We start from the raw sequence: 18,584 nt of genomic DNA, 5'->3' as shown, positions 1-18,584 counted from the left end.
AGGACACGGCCGGCTCGCTGCCGCAGACTTGGCGACGTGCAAGCGTGGGAGTTCGGCCGGATGCTGCGCCGCTGGCGTGACCGCGTCACCCCGGAGGTCGCCGGGGTGCCCGCCGGCCGCCGCCGGCGCGCCGCGGGTCTGCGCCGTGAGGAGCTGGCCACCCTGGCCGGCATCTCCACCGACTACCTGACCCGCCTGGAGCAGGGCCGCGCCACCGCCCCGTCCGCCCAGGTCGTCGAGTCCCTGGCCCGGGCCCTGCGGCTACCCACCCCGGAACGCGACCTGCTGCACCAGCTGGCCGGCCACGCCGCCCCCGGCCACGACGTCGTCCCCACCCGGATCACCGCCAGCGTCCAGCGCCTCCTCGACCGCCTGGCGCACACCCCGGTCGCCGTCCACGACGCCACCTGGACCCTGCTGGTGGCCAACGCCCCCTACAACGCCCTGATGGGCGACACCACCACCTGGCACGGCCGGCACCGCAACGCCGTGTGGCGCAGCCTCGCCGGCACCCCCACCCGGGTCGTGTACTCCCCGCGCGAGAGAGCCGACCACGAGGCCCGCATGGTCGCCGAACTGAGTCTGACCGCCTCCCGCTACCCCGCCGACCACACCCTGCGCCGCCTGCTCCACGACCTGGCCACGGAGTTTCCGCGCTTCACCGAGCTGTGGGAGTCCACCACCGCGCCGCCACCCAGCGACCCGGCCAAACGCAAGATCGTCGACCACCCGGCGGCCGGCCGCATCACCCTGGACTGCGACACCCTGCTGGTCGCCACCGATGACCTGCGCATCACCGTCTACACCGCCGAGCCCGCGACCGACGACGCCGACCGCCTCGCGCTCGCCATCGTCCTCGGCATCCAGCCGTTCACCCCCTGACGGGTCGCTGCCGGAGTGACGCTTTCGGCGGGTCGCCGGCCGGGTGAAACAACGCCTCAGGGATTGACGGGGCTTGCGTTGCCGCAGGTCAGTCTGACGTTTGGCTAAAAAATCTACAGCGGCGACTCTAGAAATCCGGCGGCGACGGGCTTATCTTTGATCCGTCGGCCACGGTCGGCAACGCAACTGGCACAGACGCTGAGTTGGCTAAGGAGGACGAGATACCGCAGCAACGCGTCATCACCACGTCCCCGACCCGACAAGAGGTGATCGCAGCCGATGCCCATCACTCCGGTCGACTGCTAGCGGCACGCAGCCGGTCGACCACATTCGCCGGACGAGAGAGCCGGCACCAGAATTGAAAAGCCAGGGCCCCGGTTACCCGCCGGGGCCCTGGACTCTGTGCATGAGGGGACCATGCCCAGCAGGATTTCGGATGACGCCGACCTCCCGGCGTACACGATGGGCCGGGCCGCCGAACTGATCGGCGTGACGCAGGCCTTCCTCCGCAGTCTCGACGGCACCGGCTTGATCGAACCGGAACGGTCGGCCGGCGGCCACCGCCGTTACTCCCGTCACCAGCTCGCCCTGGCCGGCCGGGTCCGGATCCTGCTGGACGAGGGTCTCCCGCTGACCGCCGCGGTCCGGATCGTCACCCTGGAGGATCGCCTGGACGCCGCCCATCAGCGGATCCGGGACCTGGGCGGCACGCTCACCGCGGGCGAGGACGCCTCGATCCCGATGCAGACCCGGGGCGCCGGCCCGAGCCGTGCCGACGAGGGCGGGGCGGGGGCCGGGGAGATGCGAGCGCGACAGGACGTGTAATCGTCTCTGCATGCCATCGTGGAACGTCGAGGAGTGGCGGCGGCCCGGACCGACCGCGCAGCAGCGCCGCAACGACCTGCTGACCGGGCTGGGGGCCACCGGGCTCGCCGTGATCAGCCTGTTCCTGCTGCGCAGCACCGGCTACTTCGAGAGTGACCGGGCGCCGGCGATCCCCGAGGAGGTCTTCTGGGCGGTGGCCACGACGGTGCCGCTGGTCTGGCGGCGGCGGTTCCCGGACGCGGTGGCGGTCGTCATCTCGGTGTTCTTCATCGCCGGGCAGATCCGGTTCTCGCAGGAGCAGATGATCGTCAACTACGCGCTGTTCGCGGCGATCTACACGCTCGGTGCCTGGGGGCGCAACCGGCAGCGTGCCCGGATGATCCGGCTCGGGATCGTGGCGGTGATGTTCGCCTGGCTGACCCTGTCGTTCGTGCTGTACCACGACGCCGTGTCCGCGACGATGACCGACAAGGGCTCGGGTGAGCTGTCGAAACTCTGGTCGGCGATCTTCATCAGCTACCTGCAGAACATCGTCTACTTCGGGTTCACCTACCTGATGGGCAACGCCGCCTGGCGCTCCGTCTGGCGTCAGCACCAGCTGGCCGAGCAGGCCGAGGAGTTGCGCGCGGCGCAGGCGGCGGCGGCCGGGCGGGCGGTGCTGGACGAGCGGGTGCGGATCGCCCGGGAGCTGCACGACGTGGTCGCGCACCACGTGTCGGTGATGGGCATCCAGGCGTCGGCCTGCCGCCGGGCGCTGGACCGGGATCCGGCCCGGGCGGTCACCGCGCTGACCGCGGTCGAGGACGGCGCGCGGACCGCGGTCGACGAGCTGCGCCGGATGCTCGGCGCGCTGCGCGCCACCGGCCCGGCGACACGGGAGTCGCCGGGCGCCGGGCTCGACCGGGTCGAGGAGATCGTCGAGCGCGCACGGGAGGCGGGCCTCCAGGTCGATTTCGGGATCTTCGGTACACCGGTGCCACTGCCCGATTCCCTGTCGCAGGCCGCCTACCGGATCGTGCAGGAGTCGGTGACCAATACGCTCAAGCACGCGGGGGCGTCCGGGCTGGACATCCGGATCCGGTATCTGGCCGGGGAGTTGGAGCTGGACGTGGCCGACGACGGGCACGGCGGCGGGGGACGGGCCGGCAGCGGGATGGGACTGATCGGGATGCGGGAACGGGTCGCGGTGCACGACGGCACCCTGGAGTGCGGCCGGCGTACCGGCGGCGGCTACCGGGTCCGCGCCCGGCTGCCGTACGCCCCGGCGGCCGTGGAGAGTGCCGCGTGAGCATCCGGGTCCTCCTCGCGGACGACCATCGGCTGGTCCGCTCCGGCTTCCGGGTCATCCTCGAGATGGAGGACGACATCACCGTGGTCGGTGAGGCCGCCGACGGGGCCACGGCGGTGGAGCTGGCACTGCGGCTGCGTCCCGACGTCGTCCTGATGGATGTGGAGATGCCGGTGATGGACGGCCTGGAGGCGACCCGGCGGATCGCGGCGCAGAGCGGCCCGTCGGTGTTGATCCTCACCACGTTCGACTCCGACGACTACCTGTTCGCCGCACTGCAGGCCGGGGCCAGCGGATTCCTGCTGAAGAACGGCACCCCGGAGGCGCTGACCGAGGCGGTGCGGGTGCTCGCCGCCGGTGACGCGCTGCTCGCCCCGGCGGTGACCCGGCGGGTGATCGCCGAGTTCAGCGCGCCCCGGCAGCGGTCCCCCGAGCCGGGGGTACGCCTCGGCGAGCTGACGCCGCGCGAGCACGAGGTGCTGGTCGAGCTGGCCGGTGGGGCCACCAACGCGGAGATCGCCGCCGCCCTGCACCTCGGGGAGACCACCGTGAAGACCCATGTCAGCCGGGTTCTGATGAAACTGGGCGCGCGCGATCGTACGCAGGCTGTGGTCATGGCGTACGAGATGGGCGTGGTGCGTCCGTCGCGAGAATGACCCGCGGCGGTCCTTCCCGGGCCGGACGCCGCAGGCGGCCGGAAAGCCTAGCGTCTCTCGCATGAACCCCGAACTGAGCGTCGACGCGGTCGACCGGTCGTTCGGTGAGCGGCAGGTCCTCAAGGATGTGACGTTCACCGTGGCGGCCGGGCGGCTCACCGGATTCGTCGGTGCCAACGGCGCCGGCAAGACCACCACCATGCGGATCATCCTCGGCGTTCTGGCCGCCGACGCGGGCACGGTGAGCTGGCGCGGCGAGCCGGTCGGCCGGGAGATCCGCCAGCGGTTCGGGTACATGCCGGAGGAGCGCGGCCTCTACCCGAAGATGAGCGTCCTGGAACAGGTCGTCTACCTGGGCCGGCTGCACGGGCTGGGCGCGGCCGAGGCCCGCCGCCGCACGCTCGCTCTACTGGAACGCCTGGAGCTGGCCGAACGGGCCGACGACCACGTGCAGAAACTGTCGCTGGGCAACCAGCAGCGGGCGCAGATCGCCGCCGCCCTGGTGCACGATCCGGAACTGCTGGTGCTCGACGAGCCGTTCTCCGGCCTCGACCCGATCGCCGTCGACACCGTGGTCGGGGTGCTGCGGGAACGGGCCGCCGCCGGCGCCGCGGTGCTGTTCTCCAGCCACCAGCTCGACGTCGTCGAGCGCCTCTGCGACGACCTGGTGATCATCGCGGACGGCACGATCCGCGCCACCGGCGACCGGACCGGCCTGCGCGAGCAGTACGCACTGCCGCGGTACCGCATCGAGGTGGCCGGCGACGCCGGCTGGCTGCGCGACCAGTCCGGCGTCACCCTGATCGACCTGGACGGCCGGCACGCCACCTTCGACCTGGCGGTCGGGCTCGACGACCAGGTGGTGCTGCGCGCCGCCCTGGACCGCGGTCCGGTGCACGCGTTCGGTCCGGTCCGCCCCACCCTCGCCGAGATCTTCCGAGAGGTCATCCAGTGACGACATTCGAGGCCGCCAAACTCGTCGCCGCCCGCGAGGTCCGGGTCAAGCTGCGCGACAAGGCCTTCCTCTTCAGCACCGTGCTGTTCCTGCTCATCGTGGTCGCCTCGATCGTGCTGCCGACCCTGCTCGACGGGGGCGCCACCAAGGTCGCCGTGACCGACACCGCGACCGTGGCGACCCTGCAGAAGAGCGGTTTCGAGGTACGGGTCGTCGCCGACACGCCCGCCGCGGAAGCCCTGATCCGCTCCGGTGACGTCGACGCGGCCGTGCTGCCCGGCCCGGTGGTGGTCGCCGAGCAGGACCGTCCGGACGACGTGATCGCGGCGCTGAGCACCGAGCCGCAGACCCGCTACCTGGAGCACAGCGACATCGCCCCGGCCCTGAAGATCCTGGTGCCGATCGCGTTCGCGATGCTGTTCTTCTTCACCTCGTTCACCTTCGGCATGCAGATCGCGCAGAGCGTCGTCGAGGAGAAACAGACCCGCATCGTCGAGATCCTGGTGTCCAGCGTCCCCACCCGCGCCCTGCTTGCCGGCAAGGTCTTCGCCCTGACCGTGCTCGCCTTCGCCCAGGTCGGCCTGCTGGCCCTGGTCGCGATGATCGGGATGACCGCCACGGACGCCGCCCCCGGCCTGCTCAACGCCATGATCCCGGCGATCGGTTGGTTCCTGCCGTTCTTCGTGCTCGGCTTCGTCATGCTGGCCGCGCTCTGGGCCGGGGTCGGCGCCCTCGCCTCCCGGCAGGAGGAGCTGGCCAGCACCACGGTGCCGGTGCAGATGCTGGTGCTGATCCCGTTCTTCCTGGCCCTCAGCGTCCCGCACGACGGCATCCTGATGAAGATCCTGTCGTACGTGCCGTTCTCCGCCCCGATCGCGATGCCGATCCGCCTGTTCGACGGCACGGCCGCCGGGTGGGAGCCGATCGTCGCCGTCGTCCTGCTGGCCGCGACCGCGCTGGGTCTGCTCGGGGTGGGTGCGCGGGTGTACTCCCGCTCGCTGCTGCGCACCCAGGTCCGCACCCCGCTGATGGCCGCCCTGCGCCGGTCCTGACGGCGTCCGGAACCGGGGGCGGACGCCGGGGATGTGCCGCGGATAGGCTGCCCGGGCAGGTGAAGATCCAACGGGGGAAATATGGAAATGTGGCTTGCCCGCAACGGCAGGAGGTCGCTGCTGCTCAGTGCCGTCCTGGTGGCCTGCGCCGTGGCGGCCGCCCCGGCCGCTCCGGCCGCGGCGACTCCGGCGGCCGTGCCGAGCGGCGTGCTGTTCGACGACTTCCACTACCGGGATGCCGGGGATCCGGCGCTGGCCGTCCACGGCTGGGATGTCCGGACCGGGGCCGGCGGGCCCGGTGTCGCCGGGACCTGGTCGGCGGACGCGGTGAGTTTCCCGGCGGATGACTCGGCACGCGGCGGGCAGGCGATGCGGCTGCGGGCCGGCACCGACGGCACCGTCGGGGGAACGACGCAGGCGCAGGTGAACACGGTGCGGAGCAAGTTCTACTCGGGGACCTTCGCCGCGCGGGTCTTCCTGACCGACGCGCCGGTCTCGGGTGCCGATGTCGATCGGCCGGTGCAGGCTTTCTACGCCATCTCACCGGCGGCGGATGCGCACTACAGCGAGCTCGATCACGAATATCTGCCGAACGGAGGCTGGGGAACCACCGGGCCGCGGCACTTCACCACCGCGTGGCACGATCCCGATCCGGCGGTCGAGGACCGGGTCTCCACCAACCAGGCGGGGTCGCTGGCCGGCGCCTGGCATACGCTCGTGATGACCGTCGAGAACGGCACGGCAGACTTCTTCGTGGACGACCGGAAGCTGCTCAGCACCGGGTCGCCGTACTCGCCGCGCGAGCCGATGATGATCAACTTCAACGAGTGGTTCGCCGAGTCGGTGGCCGGTGCCGGGGCGACCCGCTCCTGGGACATGAAGGTCAACTGGGTCTACTACAACAGGGCCGGAGCGCAGAGCCCGGCGCAGGTGGCGGCGGCCGTCGACGGCTACTACGCGAGCGGCACCGACTTCGTCGACACCGTCGCGGCCGGGACCGTGGCGCACGACTACAACGGTGACGGGATCAGCGACATTTCGCTGCTCTACGACTACGGGGCCACCCAGGCGGCCGGCTGCCCGGTCAGCCCGTCGCGGGACACCGCGATGTTCGACCTGTCCGGCCGGGCTGACCGCAGCGGCGGGCTGACCGGCCTGGCCACCCAGTGGCGGGGCCCGTGCCAACCGGTCCTGCCGCGGTTCACCACGTCCGGTGACTTCACCGGAGACGGCAGGAGCGACGTGGCGGCGTTCTACGACTACGGCAGCGCGGGCACGTCCTGCCCGGGTGTCGACCGGGTGGCGGTGCTGGTGTGGCCGGCCGACCCGGCGGGCACCGGCGCGCTGCTGGAGCCGGTCACCGCGTGGGCGAGTTCCTGCTTCGGGTCCCGGACCGCGTTCTTCGAACCCGGTGACTTCAACGGGGACGGCAAGAGCGATCTGGCATTGCTGTACGACCACGGCGCCGGCAACCTGCGGATGCTGACGCTCAGCGCCAAGGCCGACGGGAGCGGCACCTTCGACGGCGCGGTGGTCCGGTGGGAGGCGACCGACTGGGGGACCGGGGTCAAGTTCGTCACCGCCGGTGACCTCAACGGGGACGGCAAGAGCGACCTCGCCCTGTTCTACGACTACGGCACGGCGGGGGCCACCTGTGGCGGGAACTCGCACCAGGCGGTCTTCGTCATGACCGCGGACGGCGCGGGTTCCGGCGCGCTGAGCACGCCGATGAAGGGCTGGGAGAGCACCTGCTTCGGTGGCGGCACGTCGTCGGTGAAGGCCGGCGACTTCAACGGGGACGGACGCAGCGACCTCGGCCTGCTGTACGACTACGGTGCCGGCCACGTCAAGCTGCTCACCATCGCCTCGGGCCCGGGCGGGCTGCAGGGTCTGGCCGCCCGGTGGGAGAGCACCCGCTGGGGCACCGGCACGAAATTCGTGACCACCGGCGACTACAACGGGGACGGCAAGAGTGACGTCGCCTTGCTCTACGACTGCGGGACGGCCGGGGCGACCTGCACCGGTGCCGCCCACCAGATCGTCTACGTGCTGACCGCGGACGGGTACGGCACCGGCGGTTTCCCGGAGGTGGCGAAGCGGTGGGAGAGCACCAGTTTCGGGGCGGGCACCCGATTCGTCAGCTGAGCACCGCGTACCCGGGCAGTCGACGACGCTGACCACGGCGGAGCGGGAGTGGGGCGGCGGTGCGGGGCGGGCGCTGCGCGGCCGGAAGGCCGCGTGCGGGTGAGAGAGGTGACCGCGCCCCGCACCGCCGCAGGGAGGTTGTCGAACAACCCGGGCGAAACGGTCCCTGCCGAGGGGTCCGGTTGCTGCCCTGTCGCCGTCAAGGTTCGCACCGCAACATGGCGCGCGGCAACGCAATTAACGCTGATCATTGACGGCCGTAACACAGCGGAGCGATCATCACCGAAACCCGTGGCTCAGGTCACACCTTTTCGGCGTAGGGAGCTCGCGCAATGAGCACTGAACCGGCCGTTAGCAGCAGCGACGAGGAACGACTCGCGCAACTCGGATACAAGCAGGAACTTCATCGCCGGTTGTCCGGCTTCTCCAACTTCGCGGTCTCCTTCTCGATCATCTCCATCCTGGCCGGTGCGATCACGTCCTATGTGATCGCGATGAACGCCGGCGGACCGTTCGCGATCACCATCGGCTGGCTGCTCGTCGGCGGGATGGTCACCCTGGTGGCGATGGCGATGGCCGAGGTCTGCTCGGCGTATCCGACGGCCGGCGCGCTGTACTGGTGGGCGGCGGCGCTGGCCAAGCGGAACAAGGCCGCGTGGGCCTGGTTCATCGGGTGGTTCAACTTCCTCGGCGAGGTCGCGGTGACCGCGGCGATCGACTTCGGGGCGGCGATCACCACGGCGGCGTTCCTGAGCCTGACCTTCGACATGGCGGTGACGCCCGGGCGGACCTTCCTGATCTTCCTGGTCATCATCGTGGCGCACGGTCTGCTCAACACGTTCGGGGTGAACCTGGTGCGGGTGCTCTCCGATGTGAGCGCCTGGTGGCACCTGATCGGCGTGGCGGTGATCGTGGTGCTGCTGGCCGTGCTGCCGGATCACCACAAGCCGGTCTCCGAGGTGTTCTTCGAGGTGAAGAACGCGACCGGGTTCGGCTTCGGCGCAGCGACGGTGTACGCCGTCCTGATCGGACTGTTGATGGCGCAGTACACCTACACGGGGTACGACGCGTCCGCGCACGTGGCCGAGGAGACGCACGACGCGGCCAACGCGGCGCCGCGCGGGATCGTGATGTCGGTGGTGGTCTCGGTGATCGCCGGGTTCGTGCTGCTGTTCGCGATCACCTGGTCGATCCAGGACTACGACGCCGAGGCGGCGACCTCGCTCCAGTTGCCGCCGGCGCAGATCTTCATCGACGCGGCCGGCCACAACGTCGGCACCTTCCTGCTGTTCATCTGCATGGTGGCGCAGTGGTTCTGCGGGATGGCGTCGGTGACCGCCAACTCCCGGATGTCGTACGCGTTCGCCCGCGACGGCGCGCTGCCCGGCTCGCGGCTGTGGAAGCAGGTCAACCCGCGCACCGGCACGCCGACCAACTCGATCTGGCTGTGCGTGACCATCTCGACGATCCTGGTGCTGCCGTCGCTGTGGAACACCACGGCGTACGCGGCGGCCACCTCGATCGCGGTGATCGGCCTGTACATCGCGTACGTCGGCCCGGTCTTCCTGCGCCGCCGCAACCCGGACTTCCGGGCCGGCCCGTGGCACCTGGGGAAGTGGAGCTCCCTGGTCGGCTGGATCTCGATCGTCTGGGTGGCGATCATCTGCGTGCTGTTCGTGCTGCCGACCGCCGGCCCGATCACGGCGAAGAACTTCAACTACACGATCGTCGCGGTGGCGATCGTCGTCGGCGGCGCGACCGTCTGGTGGTTCGCGAGCGCCCGGCACTGGTTCACCGGTCCGCGCTCCAACCTGCTGGAGGCGGCGGCGCACGGCGAGCAGACCATGCCGACGGCCAACGACTGATAGGACTGATCCATGGATCTCGAGGACCTGGACGTAGCGGTCGGCAACGGTTCGATCGACACCGTCCTGCTGGCGCTCACCGACATGCAGGGGCGACTGCAGGGCAAGCGGTTGCACGGGCGGTACTTCATCGACGAGGTGGCCGGCGCGGGTAGTGAGGGCTGCAACTATCTGCTCGCGGTGGACGTCGACATGAACACCGTCGACGGCTATGAGATGTCCTCCTGGTCCACCGGCTACGGCGATTTCGTGATGCGGCCGGACTTCGGCACGCTGCGCAGGGTGCCGTGGCAGCCGGGCACCGCACTGGTGCTGGCCGACCTGTTCGACACCGCGGGACAGCCGGTGGCACCGTCCCCGCGGCAGATCCTGCGCCGCCAGCTGGACCGGCTGGCGGCGCACGGGCTCACCGCGTACGCCGGGACGGAGCTGGAGTTCGTCCTCTACCGGGACAGCTATGAGCAGGCGTTCGACAGGCACTACCGGAACCTGACCCCGGCCAACCAGTACAATGTGGACTACTCGTTGCTGGGTACCGCGCGGGTGGAACCGCTGCTCCGCAGGATTCGCAACGAGATGTACGGCGCGGGCCTGCTCCCGGAGAGCGCCAAGGGCGAGTGCAACTTCGGGCAGCACGAGATCGCATTCCGGTACGCCGACGCGCTGACCGCCGCGGACAACCACGTCGTCTACAAGAACGGGGCCAAGGAGATCGCCGCCCAGGAGGGGATGGCGCTGACCTTCATGGCCAAGCCGAACGAGCGGGAGGGCAACTCCTGCCACATCCACTTCTCGCTGCGCGGCCGGGACGACCGGTCGGCGATGCTGGGCGACGGGCCGGCGCACCTGAGCGTGACCGGGCAGCGGGCGCTGGCCGGGCTGCTCGCCACGATGCGCGAGTTCAGCCTGCTGTTCGCGCCGAACATCAACTCGTACAAGCGCTATCAGCCGGGCTCGTTCGCGCCGACCGCGCTGCGCTGGGGCGTGGACAACCGGACGTGCGCGCTGCGGATCGCCGGCCACGGTCAGGGCATGCGGGTGGAGAACCGGGTGCCGGGCGGCGACGTGAACCCGTACCTCGCGATCGCCGCGCTGGTGGCCGGCGCGGTGCACGGCATCGAGAACGAGCTGCCGCTGGAGGACGAGTTCGCCGGCAACGCCTACCGGGACGACACCGCCGGGCGGGTGCCGGGCACGCTGCGCGAGGCCACCGAGCTCTGGGCGGGCAGCGCGGTGGCGGAAAGCGCGTTCGGGGCGGATGTGGTCGCCCACTACGCCAACATGGGCCGGGTGGAGCTGGCCGCTTTCGACGCCGCGGTGACCGACTGGGAACTGCGTCGTGGATTCGAACGCCTCTAAGTGTGAGGATCTTGACGTGGGCACAACTGACGTGATCAACCCGGCGGACGGGCGGGTCTTCACGACCGTACCGTCGCTGGACCTGACCGGGACCGACGCGGCGATCGAGCGGGCCCGCAAGGCCTTCGGGAGCTGGCGCGCGGTCGCGCCCGGGGACCGGGCGCGGCTGCTGCGCCGCTTCGCGACGGTGGTCGACGACCACCTCGAAGAGCTGGCGCAACTGGAGGTGCGCAACGCCGGCCACACCATCGGCAACGCCCGCTGGGAGGCCGGCAACGTCCGCGACGTGCTGCACTACTACGCCGGGGCCCCGGAGCGACTCGCCGGGCGGCAGATCCCGGTCGCCGGCGGGGTGGACGTGACCTTCCACGAGCCGCTCGGCGTGGTCGGCATCATCGTGCCTTGGAACTTCCCGATGCCGATCGCCGGCTGGGGCTTCGCGCCCGCGCTGGCGGCCGGCAACACGGTGGTGCTCAAACCGGCCGAGCTGACCCCGCTGACCGCGATCCGGCTCGGCGAGCTGGCCCTCGAAGCCGGCCTGCCGGAAGGGGTCTTCCAGGTGCTGCCCGGCAAGGGCAGCGTGGTGGGGCAGCGGTTCGTCACCCACCCGGCGGTCCGCAAGGTCTGCTTCACCGGGTCCACCGCGGTCGGCAAATCGATCATGGCGGGCTGTGCCGAACAGGTGAAACGGGTGACGCTGGAGCTGGGCGGCAAGAGTGCCAACGTGATCTTCGCGGATGCGGATCTGGACAAGGCGGCCGCGGCCGCACCCGGGGCGGTCTTCGACAACGCGGGGCAGGATTGCTGCGCCCGGTCGCGGTTGCTGGTCGAGGCTTCGGTGTACGACCGGTTCCTCGCCCTGCTGGAGCCGGCCGTCCAGAAATTCCGGGTGTTGGACCCTGCTGACGAGAAGTCGGAGATGGGCCCGTTGATCTCGTCCGGCCAGCGGGACGTGGTCGCGTCCTATGTCGACGGCGCGGAGGTGGCGTTCCGCGGCAGCGCCGCATTCACCGACGGCTGGTGGTTCCCGCCGACCGTGCTGCTCGCCTCCTCCGCGGCGGACCGGCACTGGCGGGAGGAGATCTTCGGCCCGGTGGTCAGCGTGCTGCCGTTCCGGGACGAGGCCGAGGCGATCCGTCTGGCCAACGACACCGAGTACGGCCTGTCCGGCTCGATCTGGACCCGCGACGTCGGCCGCGCGCTGCGGGTCTCCCGCGCCGTCGAGACCGGCGCGCTCAGCGTCAACAGCAACTCGTCGGTGCGGTACTGGACGCCGTTCGGCGGGATGAAGCAGTCCGGTCTGGGCCGCGAGCTGGGCCCGGACGCGCTGCTGTCGTTCACCGATGTCAAAAACGTGTTCCTGGCTACGGGAGATTAAGTGGAGCGTTTGCAGGACCGGGTCGCCGTGATCACCGGCGCCGGCAGTGGAATCGGTCTGGCCACCGCGCGGCGCTTCGCCGCCGAGGGCGCCAAGGTCGTCGCGGTGGACATCTCGCAGGAGGCCGGCAAGGCGGTCGCGCAGGAGGTCGGCGGCGAGTTCGTGGCCTGCGACGTCAGTGATGAGGGGCAGGTCAGGGCACTCTTCGACGGGGTGGCCGAGCGGCACGGGCGGGTCGACATCGCCTTCAACAACGCCGGCATCTCGCCGCCCGACGACGACTCGATCCTGGTCACCGGGCTCGACGCGTGGGAGCGGGTGCTCAAGGTCAACACGACCAGCGTGTTCTTCTGCTGCAAGTACGCGATCCCGTACATGCAGCGGCAGGGCAAGGGCTCGATCATCAACACCGCGTCCTTCGTGGCGCTGCTCGGGGCGGCGACCTCGCAGATCGCGTACACCGCCAGCAAGGGCGGTGTGCTGGCGATGACCCGGGAATTGGGCGTGCAGTTCGCCCGGGAGGGCATCCGGATCAACGCGCTCTGCCCCGGCCCGGTGGCCACCCCGCTGCTCATGGAGTTGTTCGCCAAGGATCCGGAGCGGGCCGCCCGCCGCCTGGTGCACGTGCCGATGGGCCGGTTCGCCGAGCCGGCCGAGATCGCCGCCGCGGTGGCCTTCCTGGCCAGTGACGACGCCTCGTTCATGACCGCGTCGCAGTTCGTCGTCGACGGCGGCATCACCGGTGCGTATGTAACCCCGCTGTGAACGTTTAGTCACCCCCGAGGCCGGGAAGGGATCTCTTCACAGGGGTCGAATCCCTGCTCAGGCGGGTCTTGGTCCCCGTCTGGGATAGGACAGAGGGGCCCGTGGCGCGGCACCGTTGATTTCGGTGCCGCGCCCCCTGTCCAGGCGACCGGACCGGCGGGCGGTGGCTACGGTGGTGCGATGCGTCCGATCATCGGCATAACGACGTACGTGATGCCCGCCTCCTGGGGTGTCTGGCGTGACCTCCCCACCGCTCTGGTTCCCTACGACTACGCCGCCGCGGTCACCCAGGCCGGCGGCCGGGCGGTGCTGCTGCCCCCGGACGACATGGACGCCGAGGTGCTGCGGGTGCTGGACGGTCTGCTGCTGGCCGGCGGCCCGGACATCGACCCCGCGCTGTACGGCGAGCGGCCCGGCCCGCACACCGTCACCCATCCCGACCGGGACGCCGGCGAGCTGACCCTGCTGCGCGCCGCGCTCGAGGCCGACCTGCCGGTGCTCGGCGTCTGCCGCGGCATGCAGCTGCTGGTCGCCGCGCACGGCGGCAGCCTGCACCAGCACCTGCCGGACGTGCTCGGCCACGAGCGGCACCGGGTGGCCCCCGGCGAGTACAGCGAGCACGACGCGGTCTTCGTCCCCGGCAGCCGGATCGCCGGGTTGATGGGCGAGGACGTGACCATCAACTGCTTCCACCATCAGGGCGTCGCCGACGCCGGGAAGCTCACCGTCACCGGACGGGCCGAGGACGGCCTGCCCGAGGCGGTCGAGGACCCGGAGCGGCGATTCCTGCTCGGCGTGCAGTGGCACCCCGAGGTGAGCCGGGACCGCCGGCTCTTCGGCGCGCTGGTGACGGCCGCCGCCGAACGGAGTTGAGGAGGGCACCATCCCCATGCGCAGACCGCTGATCGGCCTCACCGCATACGCCCAGCACGTGCAGTACGGCCGGAACGAGCTGATGGCCGGCATGCTCCCGATGACGTACGTGCGGGCCGTGCACGCCACCGGCGGGCGGGCGGTGCTGATCACTCCCGACGACCCCGGCACCGACGTGCTGGAATCGCTCGACGGCATCGTCTTCACCGGCGGCGCCGACGTGGACCCGGCGCACTACGGCGCCGCGCCACACCCGGAGACCGAGGTGGACGCGGTCCGGGACGCCGCCGAGATCATGCTGATGCGTGCGGTGCTCGACGCCGACCTGCCGGTGCTCGGCGTCTGCCGGGGCCACCAGGTGATGGCGGTCGCCACCGGCGGCTCGCTGCACCAGCACCTCCCCGATCTGATCGGGCACGACCGGCACCGCGGCGCGGTCGGCACCGACCCGCTGGCCGCCGGGGCCGGCGACTACGGCCGGCACGACGTGGTCACCGCGGACGGGTCCCGCGCCCACGACCTGTTCGGCCGGCAGACCACCGTGAACTCGTTCCACCACCAGGCGGTGGCCGACCCCGGCGAGTTCGTGGCGACCGGCTGGTGCCCGGACGACCGGGTGGTGGAGATCCTGGAACATCCCGGGCGCAGCTTCGCGATGGGCGTGCAGTGGCACCCCGAGCGCACCACCGACCTGCGGGTCTTCGCGGCGCTCACCCGGGCCGCGCTGATCAGCCGGGAGATCGCCGCGGCCTCGGTGTAGCGGCGGTCACGTCCCCACCCGGCCGCCCGCCGGGTCCGGCTGCCGGCCCGGTGTTAACGTGCCAGCGGGCCGGCTTTCCCCGGCGACCCCACCTCACGGGAGGCATCGATGGGCGTCCTGCCCGCCCGGCTGCGCGTCGCCTTCGAGCGCGGCGGCGAGATGGGCCGGCGGATGGCCGAGCTGGACTGGTCCGCCTCCCCGGCCGGGGATCCCGCGAGGTGGCCGGACGAGCTGGTCGGCGCGGTGGTGACGATGCTCGCCTCGCGCACCCAGATCCTGATCGCCTGGGGCCCGCAGCACACCGTCCTCTACAACGACGCGTACGCCGCCATCGCCGGTGGCAAGCATCCGGCGTACCTGGGCCGGCCGGGCCGGGACATGTGGGCCGAGACGTGGGACACGGTGCAGCGGCTGATCCGCCGGGTGCATGAGAGCGACGAGGCGTTCTACGCCGACGACCACCCGTTCCTGATCGAGCGGCACGGCTTCCTGGAGCAGACCTACTTCGACGTGTCGTTCGACCCGATCCGGTCCGCCGACGGCTCGGTCGGCGGAATCATGTGCATCGTCGCCGAGACCACCGGCCGGGTGCTCGGCGAGCGCCGGGTGCGGATCCTCGGCGCGCTCGGCCGCCGGCTGGCCGACCTGGCCGTGCCGGCCGCGCTGGCCGCCGAGGCGGTGGCCGCGCTCCGGGTCGGCTCGCTCGACGTGCCCTACGCCGAGGTGGTGCTCGACGCGGCCGGCGCGCACCCGGCGATCCGGGACGTGATCACCACCGGCCGGCCCGGCCGGGTGCCGCTGGCCGAGCTGGCCGACGTCGCGCCCGACGCCGCCGACGAGGCCCTGGTGCTGCCGATCGGGGTGGGCGCCGACACGGTCGGGGCGCTGGTCGCCGGGGTCAACCGGCACCTGCGCCTGGACGACGGCTACCGGGACTTCCTGACCCTGGCCGCTGCGGCGATCGCCCGGGCGGTGGCCGGCGCGCGGGCCGTCTACGCGGCCGCGGACACCGACGACGTGCTGGCCGCGCCGTTCGCCACCGGGCAGGTGACCGACCGGGTGCGGGCCGGCCTGGAGTTCGGCCGGGTGCGCCGGGCGACGGTCAACGGGCTGCGCGGGCTGGTCGACGCCGCGGTCGCGCTGAGCTCGGTGACCGGTATCGCCGAGGTGCTCGACGTGGCGGCCCGGCACGTGCAGGCGATGACCGCGGCCGGCCGGGTGGTGGTCTGCGTCCCGGACGCCCGGGCCGAGCGGGACGGCGGTGCCGAGGCGGACGCCGAGCCGGACGTGCTGGTGCCGCTGCCGGACACCGCGGGGGTGCAGCTCGGCGAGCTGCGGGTCTGGTCCGGCGCGGACGGGCCGGTGCCGCCGGTCGTGTTGACCCAGCTGGCCCGCCTGATCGGTCTGCGGCTGGCCAACGCCCGGCTGTACGAGACCGAGCACCGGATCGCCCGCACCCTGCAGCACAGCCTGCTGCCGCAGTCGCTGCCCCGGGTGCCGGGCGCGGTGGTGGCCAGCCGGTACGTGGCGGGCAGCAGCGAGGCCCGGGTCGGCGGCGACTGGTACGACGTGATCGCCGACCCGGACGGCGGGCTGTGCCTGGTGATCGGCGACGTGGTCGGCAAGGGCGTGCAGGCCGCGGCCGCGATGGGCCAGCTGCGGAACGCGCTGCGGGCGTACCTGCTGGAGGGTTTCGACTGCGGCGCCGCACTGAGCCGGCTCAACCGGCTGGTGGACACGCTCGGCCGGCGGCAGTTCGCCACGGTGTTCTGCCTGCGCTTCGACCCGATCACCCGGGTGGCCCGGTATTCCGCGGCCGGTCATCCGTCGCCGATCCGGGTGACCGGCGGCGAACTCGGCTCGTTCCTGTACCGCACCGCGCTCGGCCCGCCGATCGGAGCGCTGCGCGAGGTCGCCTACCCGGCGCACGAGGTGCGGCTGGCGCTCGGCGACCGGCTGCTGCTCTACACCGACGGGCTGGTCGAGGACCGGCGGCAGGGCATCGACGCCGGCCTGGCCGAGCTGACCGCGGATGTGGCCAGGCCGGCCGAGCACATCGAGGACCTGCTGGACACGCTGCTGGCCAAGGCCGCCCGGCAGGTCCGCCGGGACGACATCGCGCTGATCGCGCTGCAGGTCACCGAGCCGACCGAGTTCGTGATGCGGCTGCCGGCCGACCCGACCCGGCTCAGTGTGCTGCGCCAGCGCCTGGAGGACTTCCTGACCGCGCACGCGGTGCCGGACGCCGACCAGTTCGACCTGACCGTGGCGGTCTCCGAGGCGGCGGCGAACGCGATCGAGCACCCGGTCGAGCCGGCCGAGCCGGTGATCACCGTGGAGGCCTCGATGCAGCCGGACGCGATCGTGGTGATCGTGCGGGACACCGGTCAGTGGCGGCCGGCCACCGACGCGGGTTTCCGCGGGCGTGGGCTGGCCCTGATCGGCGCCCTGACCGAGCTGTCCGTGCACCGGTCGCCGGCCGGGACCGCGGTGACCCTGCGGCGGCCGCTGACCGCGGCCTGACGGTCAGTGCGACCTGAGCCAGGGCTGGCCGCCCAGGCCGGAGATGTCGAGCACCCGGCGCACCCGCTCGGAGGGGATCACCTCGAGCGTTTCCGGATACCGCTCGGCGAGCCGGATCAGGGTGTGGATGGCGGCCGAGTCGAAGAAGGTGACCGCCCGCAGGTCGATGGTGGCGCCGGTGATCCGCTCCGGGGTGGCGGTCTCGAACAGGGCGCCCGCGGTGGACATGTCGACCTCGCCGGTCACGGTGACGACCACCCGATCACCGTCGACCGCGCCGGTCGCCGTGAAAGTCGGGTCCTGCCCCTCTTGATCCACCGATACACGATTTCACAGCGGGTCGCCGAGCGGCAAGGACGGGACCGATGGTGGCTCCGAACGGCGGATAGGCTGTGATTCATGACCGTACGTGCACCGCTCGTGCCGGGCAAGCAGTCGCGTGAGCGATCGGTCCCGGCCACCATCGTCCGCCCCGAATACGTCGGCAAGAAACGGCCCGCGCCGTGGCACGGCTCGCACGTGCAGACCCCGGAGACCATCGAGAGGATGCGGGTCGCCGGCCGGATCGCCGCGCAGGCCACCCAGCTCGCCGGCGAGCACTGCAAGCCGGGGGTGACCACCGACGAGATCGACCGGGTGGTGCACGAGTTCATCCTCGACCACGGGGCGTACCCGTCCACCCTGGGCTACAAGGGTTTCCCCAAGTCCTGCTGCACCTCGCTGAACGAGGTGATCTGCCACGGCATCCCGGACTCCACCGTGCTGGAGGACGGCGACATCATCAACGTCGACGTCACGGCGTACCTGAACGGCGTGCACGGCGACACCGACGCCACGTTCTGCGTCGGAGAGGTCGATGAGGAGGCCCGGCTGCTGGTCGAGCGCACCCACGAGGCGATGATGCGGGGGATCAGGGCGGTCGCGCCGGGACGGCAGATCAACGCGATCGGGCGGGTGATCGAGGCGTACGCGCGCCGGTTCGGCTACGGCGTGGTGCGCGACTTCACCGGTCACGGGATCGGCGAGACGTTCCACTCCGGGCTGTACGTGCCGCACTACGACAAGCCCGACCTGACCGTCGTGATGGAGCCGGGGATGACCTTCACCATCGAGCCGATGATCACCCTCGGCACCCATGAGTACGAGATCTGGGCGGACGGCTGGACGGTCGTCACCAAGGACCGCAGGTGGACCGCGCAGTTCGAGCACACGCTGGTGGTGACCGAGGACGGCGTCGAGATCCTCACCCTGCCGTGAC

General features: G+C 71.4%; 16 protein-coding genes. 15 read left to right on the top strand and 1 reads right to left on the bottom strand.

Going from position 1 to position 18,584, the window contains the following annotated elements; all coding sequences use genetic code 11:
• Positions 1–36: 36 nt before the first annotated feature.
• From ACSP50_RS35635 to ACSP50_RS35570, 14 genes are all read left to right on the top strand, one after another.
• A complete protein-coding gene (locus tag ACSP50_RS35635) occupies positions 37–882 on the top strand; it encodes a helix-turn-helix transcriptional regulator (protein WP_043512837.1) in 846 nt (281 codons plus the stop codon).
• A 417-nt stretch (positions 883–1,299) separates the two neighbouring features.
• On the top strand, positions 1,300–1,707 hold the full coding sequence (locus tag ACSP50_RS35630) for a helix-turn-helix domain-containing protein (protein ID WP_014694182.1): 408 nt from the start codon (positions 1,300–1,302) through the stop codon (positions 1,705–1,707).
• 10 nt (positions 1,708–1,717) lie between these two features.
• Entirely contained in the window at positions 1,718–2,995 is a 1,278-nt protein-coding gene (locus tag ACSP50_RS35625; RefSeq protein WP_014694181.1) for a sensor histidine kinase, read from the top strand.
• Positions 2,992–3,651, top strand: coding sequence for a response regulator transcription factor (locus ACSP50_RS35620; RefSeq protein ID WP_014694180.1), 660 nt, complete (start codon positions 2,992–2,994; stop codon positions 3,649–3,651). The genes ACSP50_RS35625 and ACSP50_RS35620 overlap by 4 nt, the downstream gene beginning before the upstream one ends.
• A 61-nt stretch (positions 3,652–3,712) precedes the next feature.
• On the top strand, positions 3,713–4,606 hold the full coding sequence (locus tag ACSP50_RS35615) for an ABC transporter ATP-binding protein (protein WP_014694179.1): 894 nt from the start codon (positions 3,713–3,715) through the stop codon (positions 4,604–4,606).
• Positions 4,603–5,658, top strand: coding sequence for an ABC transporter permease (locus tag ACSP50_RS35610; protein ID WP_014694178.1), 1,056 nt, complete (start codon positions 4,603–4,605; stop codon positions 5,656–5,658). Before ACSP50_RS35615 ends, ACSP50_RS35610 begins: the two co-directional genes overlap by 4 nt.
• 81 nt (positions 5,659–5,739) lie before the next feature.
• A complete protein-coding gene (locus ACSP50_RS35605; protein WP_155123718.1) occupies positions 5,740–7,803 on the top strand; it encodes an FG-GAP-like repeat-containing protein in 2,064 nt (687 codons plus the stop codon).
• A gap of 332 nt (positions 7,804–8,135) precedes the next feature.
• A complete protein-coding gene (locus ACSP50_RS35600; protein WP_014694176.1) occupies positions 8,136–9,668 on the top strand; it encodes an amino acid permease in 1,533 nt (510 codons plus the stop codon).
• 12 nt (positions 9,669–9,680) lie between these two features.
• Positions 9,681–11,027: a glutamine synthetase family protein gene (locus ACSP50_RS35595; RefSeq protein ID WP_014694175.1), complete on the top strand. Its 1,347-nt coding sequence runs from the start codon at positions 9,681–9,683 to the stop codon at positions 11,025–11,027.
• A gap of 16 nt (positions 11,028–11,043) precedes the next feature.
• The gene (locus tag ACSP50_RS35590) at positions 11,044–12,405 is read left to right on the top strand and encodes an aldehyde dehydrogenase (protein ID WP_014694174.1); all 1,362 of its coding nucleotides are present in this window, start codon (positions 11,044–11,046) and stop codon (positions 12,403–12,405) included.
• Positions 12,406–13,170 (top strand): 3-oxoacyl-ACP reductase, encoded by a 765-nt coding sequence (locus ACSP50_RS35585; protein ID WP_014694173.1) that lies wholly within the window; start codon positions 12,406–12,408, stop codon positions 13,168–13,170.
• A 180-nt stretch (positions 13,171–13,350) separates the two neighbouring features.
• Positions 13,351–14,043 (top strand): gamma-glutamyl-gamma-aminobutyrate hydrolase family protein, encoded by a 693-nt coding sequence (locus ACSP50_RS35580; RefSeq protein ID WP_014694172.1) that lies wholly within the window; start codon positions 13,351–13,353, stop codon positions 14,041–14,043.
• 16 nt (positions 14,044–14,059) lie between these two features.
• Positions 14,060–14,803: a gamma-glutamyl-gamma-aminobutyrate hydrolase family protein gene (locus ACSP50_RS35575; RefSeq protein WP_014694171.1), complete on the top strand. Its 744-nt coding sequence runs from the start codon at positions 14,060–14,062 to the stop codon at positions 14,801–14,803.
• Positions 14,804–14,911: 108 nt separating this feature from the next.
• Complete coding sequence (locus tag ACSP50_RS35570; protein ID WP_014694170.1) at positions 14,912–17,326, top strand: SpoIIE family protein phosphatase; 2,415 nt, start codon at positions 14,912–14,914, stop codon at positions 17,324–17,326.
• Between the two features lie 3 nt (positions 17,327–17,329).
• Here the strand turns inward: ACSP50_RS35570 and ACSP50_RS35565 are convergent, their stop codons facing one another.
• A complete protein-coding gene (locus ACSP50_RS35565; RefSeq protein WP_014694169.1) occupies positions 17,330–17,644 on the bottom strand; it encodes an STAS domain-containing protein in 315 nt (104 codons plus the stop codon).
• Between the two features lie 81 nt (positions 17,645–17,725).
• Here ACSP50_RS35565 and map point away from each other — a divergent pair, with 81 nt between their 5' ends.
• The gene (gene map / locus ACSP50_RS35560; protein WP_014694168.1) at positions 17,726–18,583 is read left to right on the top strand and encodes a type I methionyl aminopeptidase; all 858 of its coding nucleotides are present in this window, start codon (positions 17,726–17,728) and stop codon (positions 18,581–18,583) included.
• Position 18,584: the final 1 nt, after the last annotated feature.

It is taken from the genome of Actinoplanes sp. SE50/110 (assembly GCF_900119315.1).
Taxonomy (GTDB): domain Bacteria; phylum Actinomycetota; class Actinomycetes; order Mycobacteriales; family Micromonosporaceae; genus Actinoplanes.
The sequence above is the reverse complement of the archived record's forward strand: the minus strand, read 5'-3'. Positions and strand labels throughout refer to the sequence as shown.

Excerpts from the sequence above, each read along its gene's own strand:
- ACSP50_RS35615 (WP_014694179.1), top strand. The coding sequence starts at position 3,713 with ATGAACCCCGAACTGAGCGTCGACGCGGTCGACCGGTCGTTCGGTGAG.
- map (WP_014694168.1), top strand. The coding sequence starts at position 17,726 with ATGACCGTACGTGCACCGCTCGTGCCGGGCAAGCAGTCGCGTGAGCGA.
- ACSP50_RS35630 (WP_014694182.1), top strand. The coding sequence starts at position 1,300 with ATGCCCAGCAGGATTTCGGATGACGCCGACCTCCCGGCGTACACGATG.
- ACSP50_RS35575 (WP_014694171.1), top strand. The coding sequence starts at position 14,060 with ATGCGCAGACCGCTGATCGGCCTCACCGCATACGCCCAGCACGTGCAG.
- ACSP50_RS35580 (WP_014694172.1), top strand. The coding sequence starts at position 13,351 with ATGCGTCCGATCATCGGCATAACGACGTACGTGATGCCCGCCTCCTGG.
- ACSP50_RS35600 (WP_014694176.1), top strand. The coding sequence starts at position 8,136 with ATGAGCACTGAACCGGCCGTTAGCAGCAGCGACGAGGAACGACTCGCG.
- ACSP50_RS35570 (WP_014694170.1), top strand. The coding sequence starts at position 14,912 with ATGGGCGTCCTGCCCGCCCGGCTGCGCGTCGCCTTCGAGCGCGGCGGC.
- ACSP50_RS35605 (WP_155123718.1), top strand. The coding sequence starts at position 5,740 with ATGGAAATGTGGCTTGCCCGCAACGGCAGGAGGTCGCTGCTGCTCAGT.
- ACSP50_RS35625 (WP_014694181.1), top strand. The coding sequence starts at position 1,718 with ATGCCATCGTGGAACGTCGAGGAGTGGCGGCGGCCCGGACCGACCGCG.
- ACSP50_RS35595 (WP_014694175.1), top strand. The coding sequence starts at position 9,681 with ATGGATCTCGAGGACCTGGACGTAGCGGTCGGCAACGGTTCGATCGAC.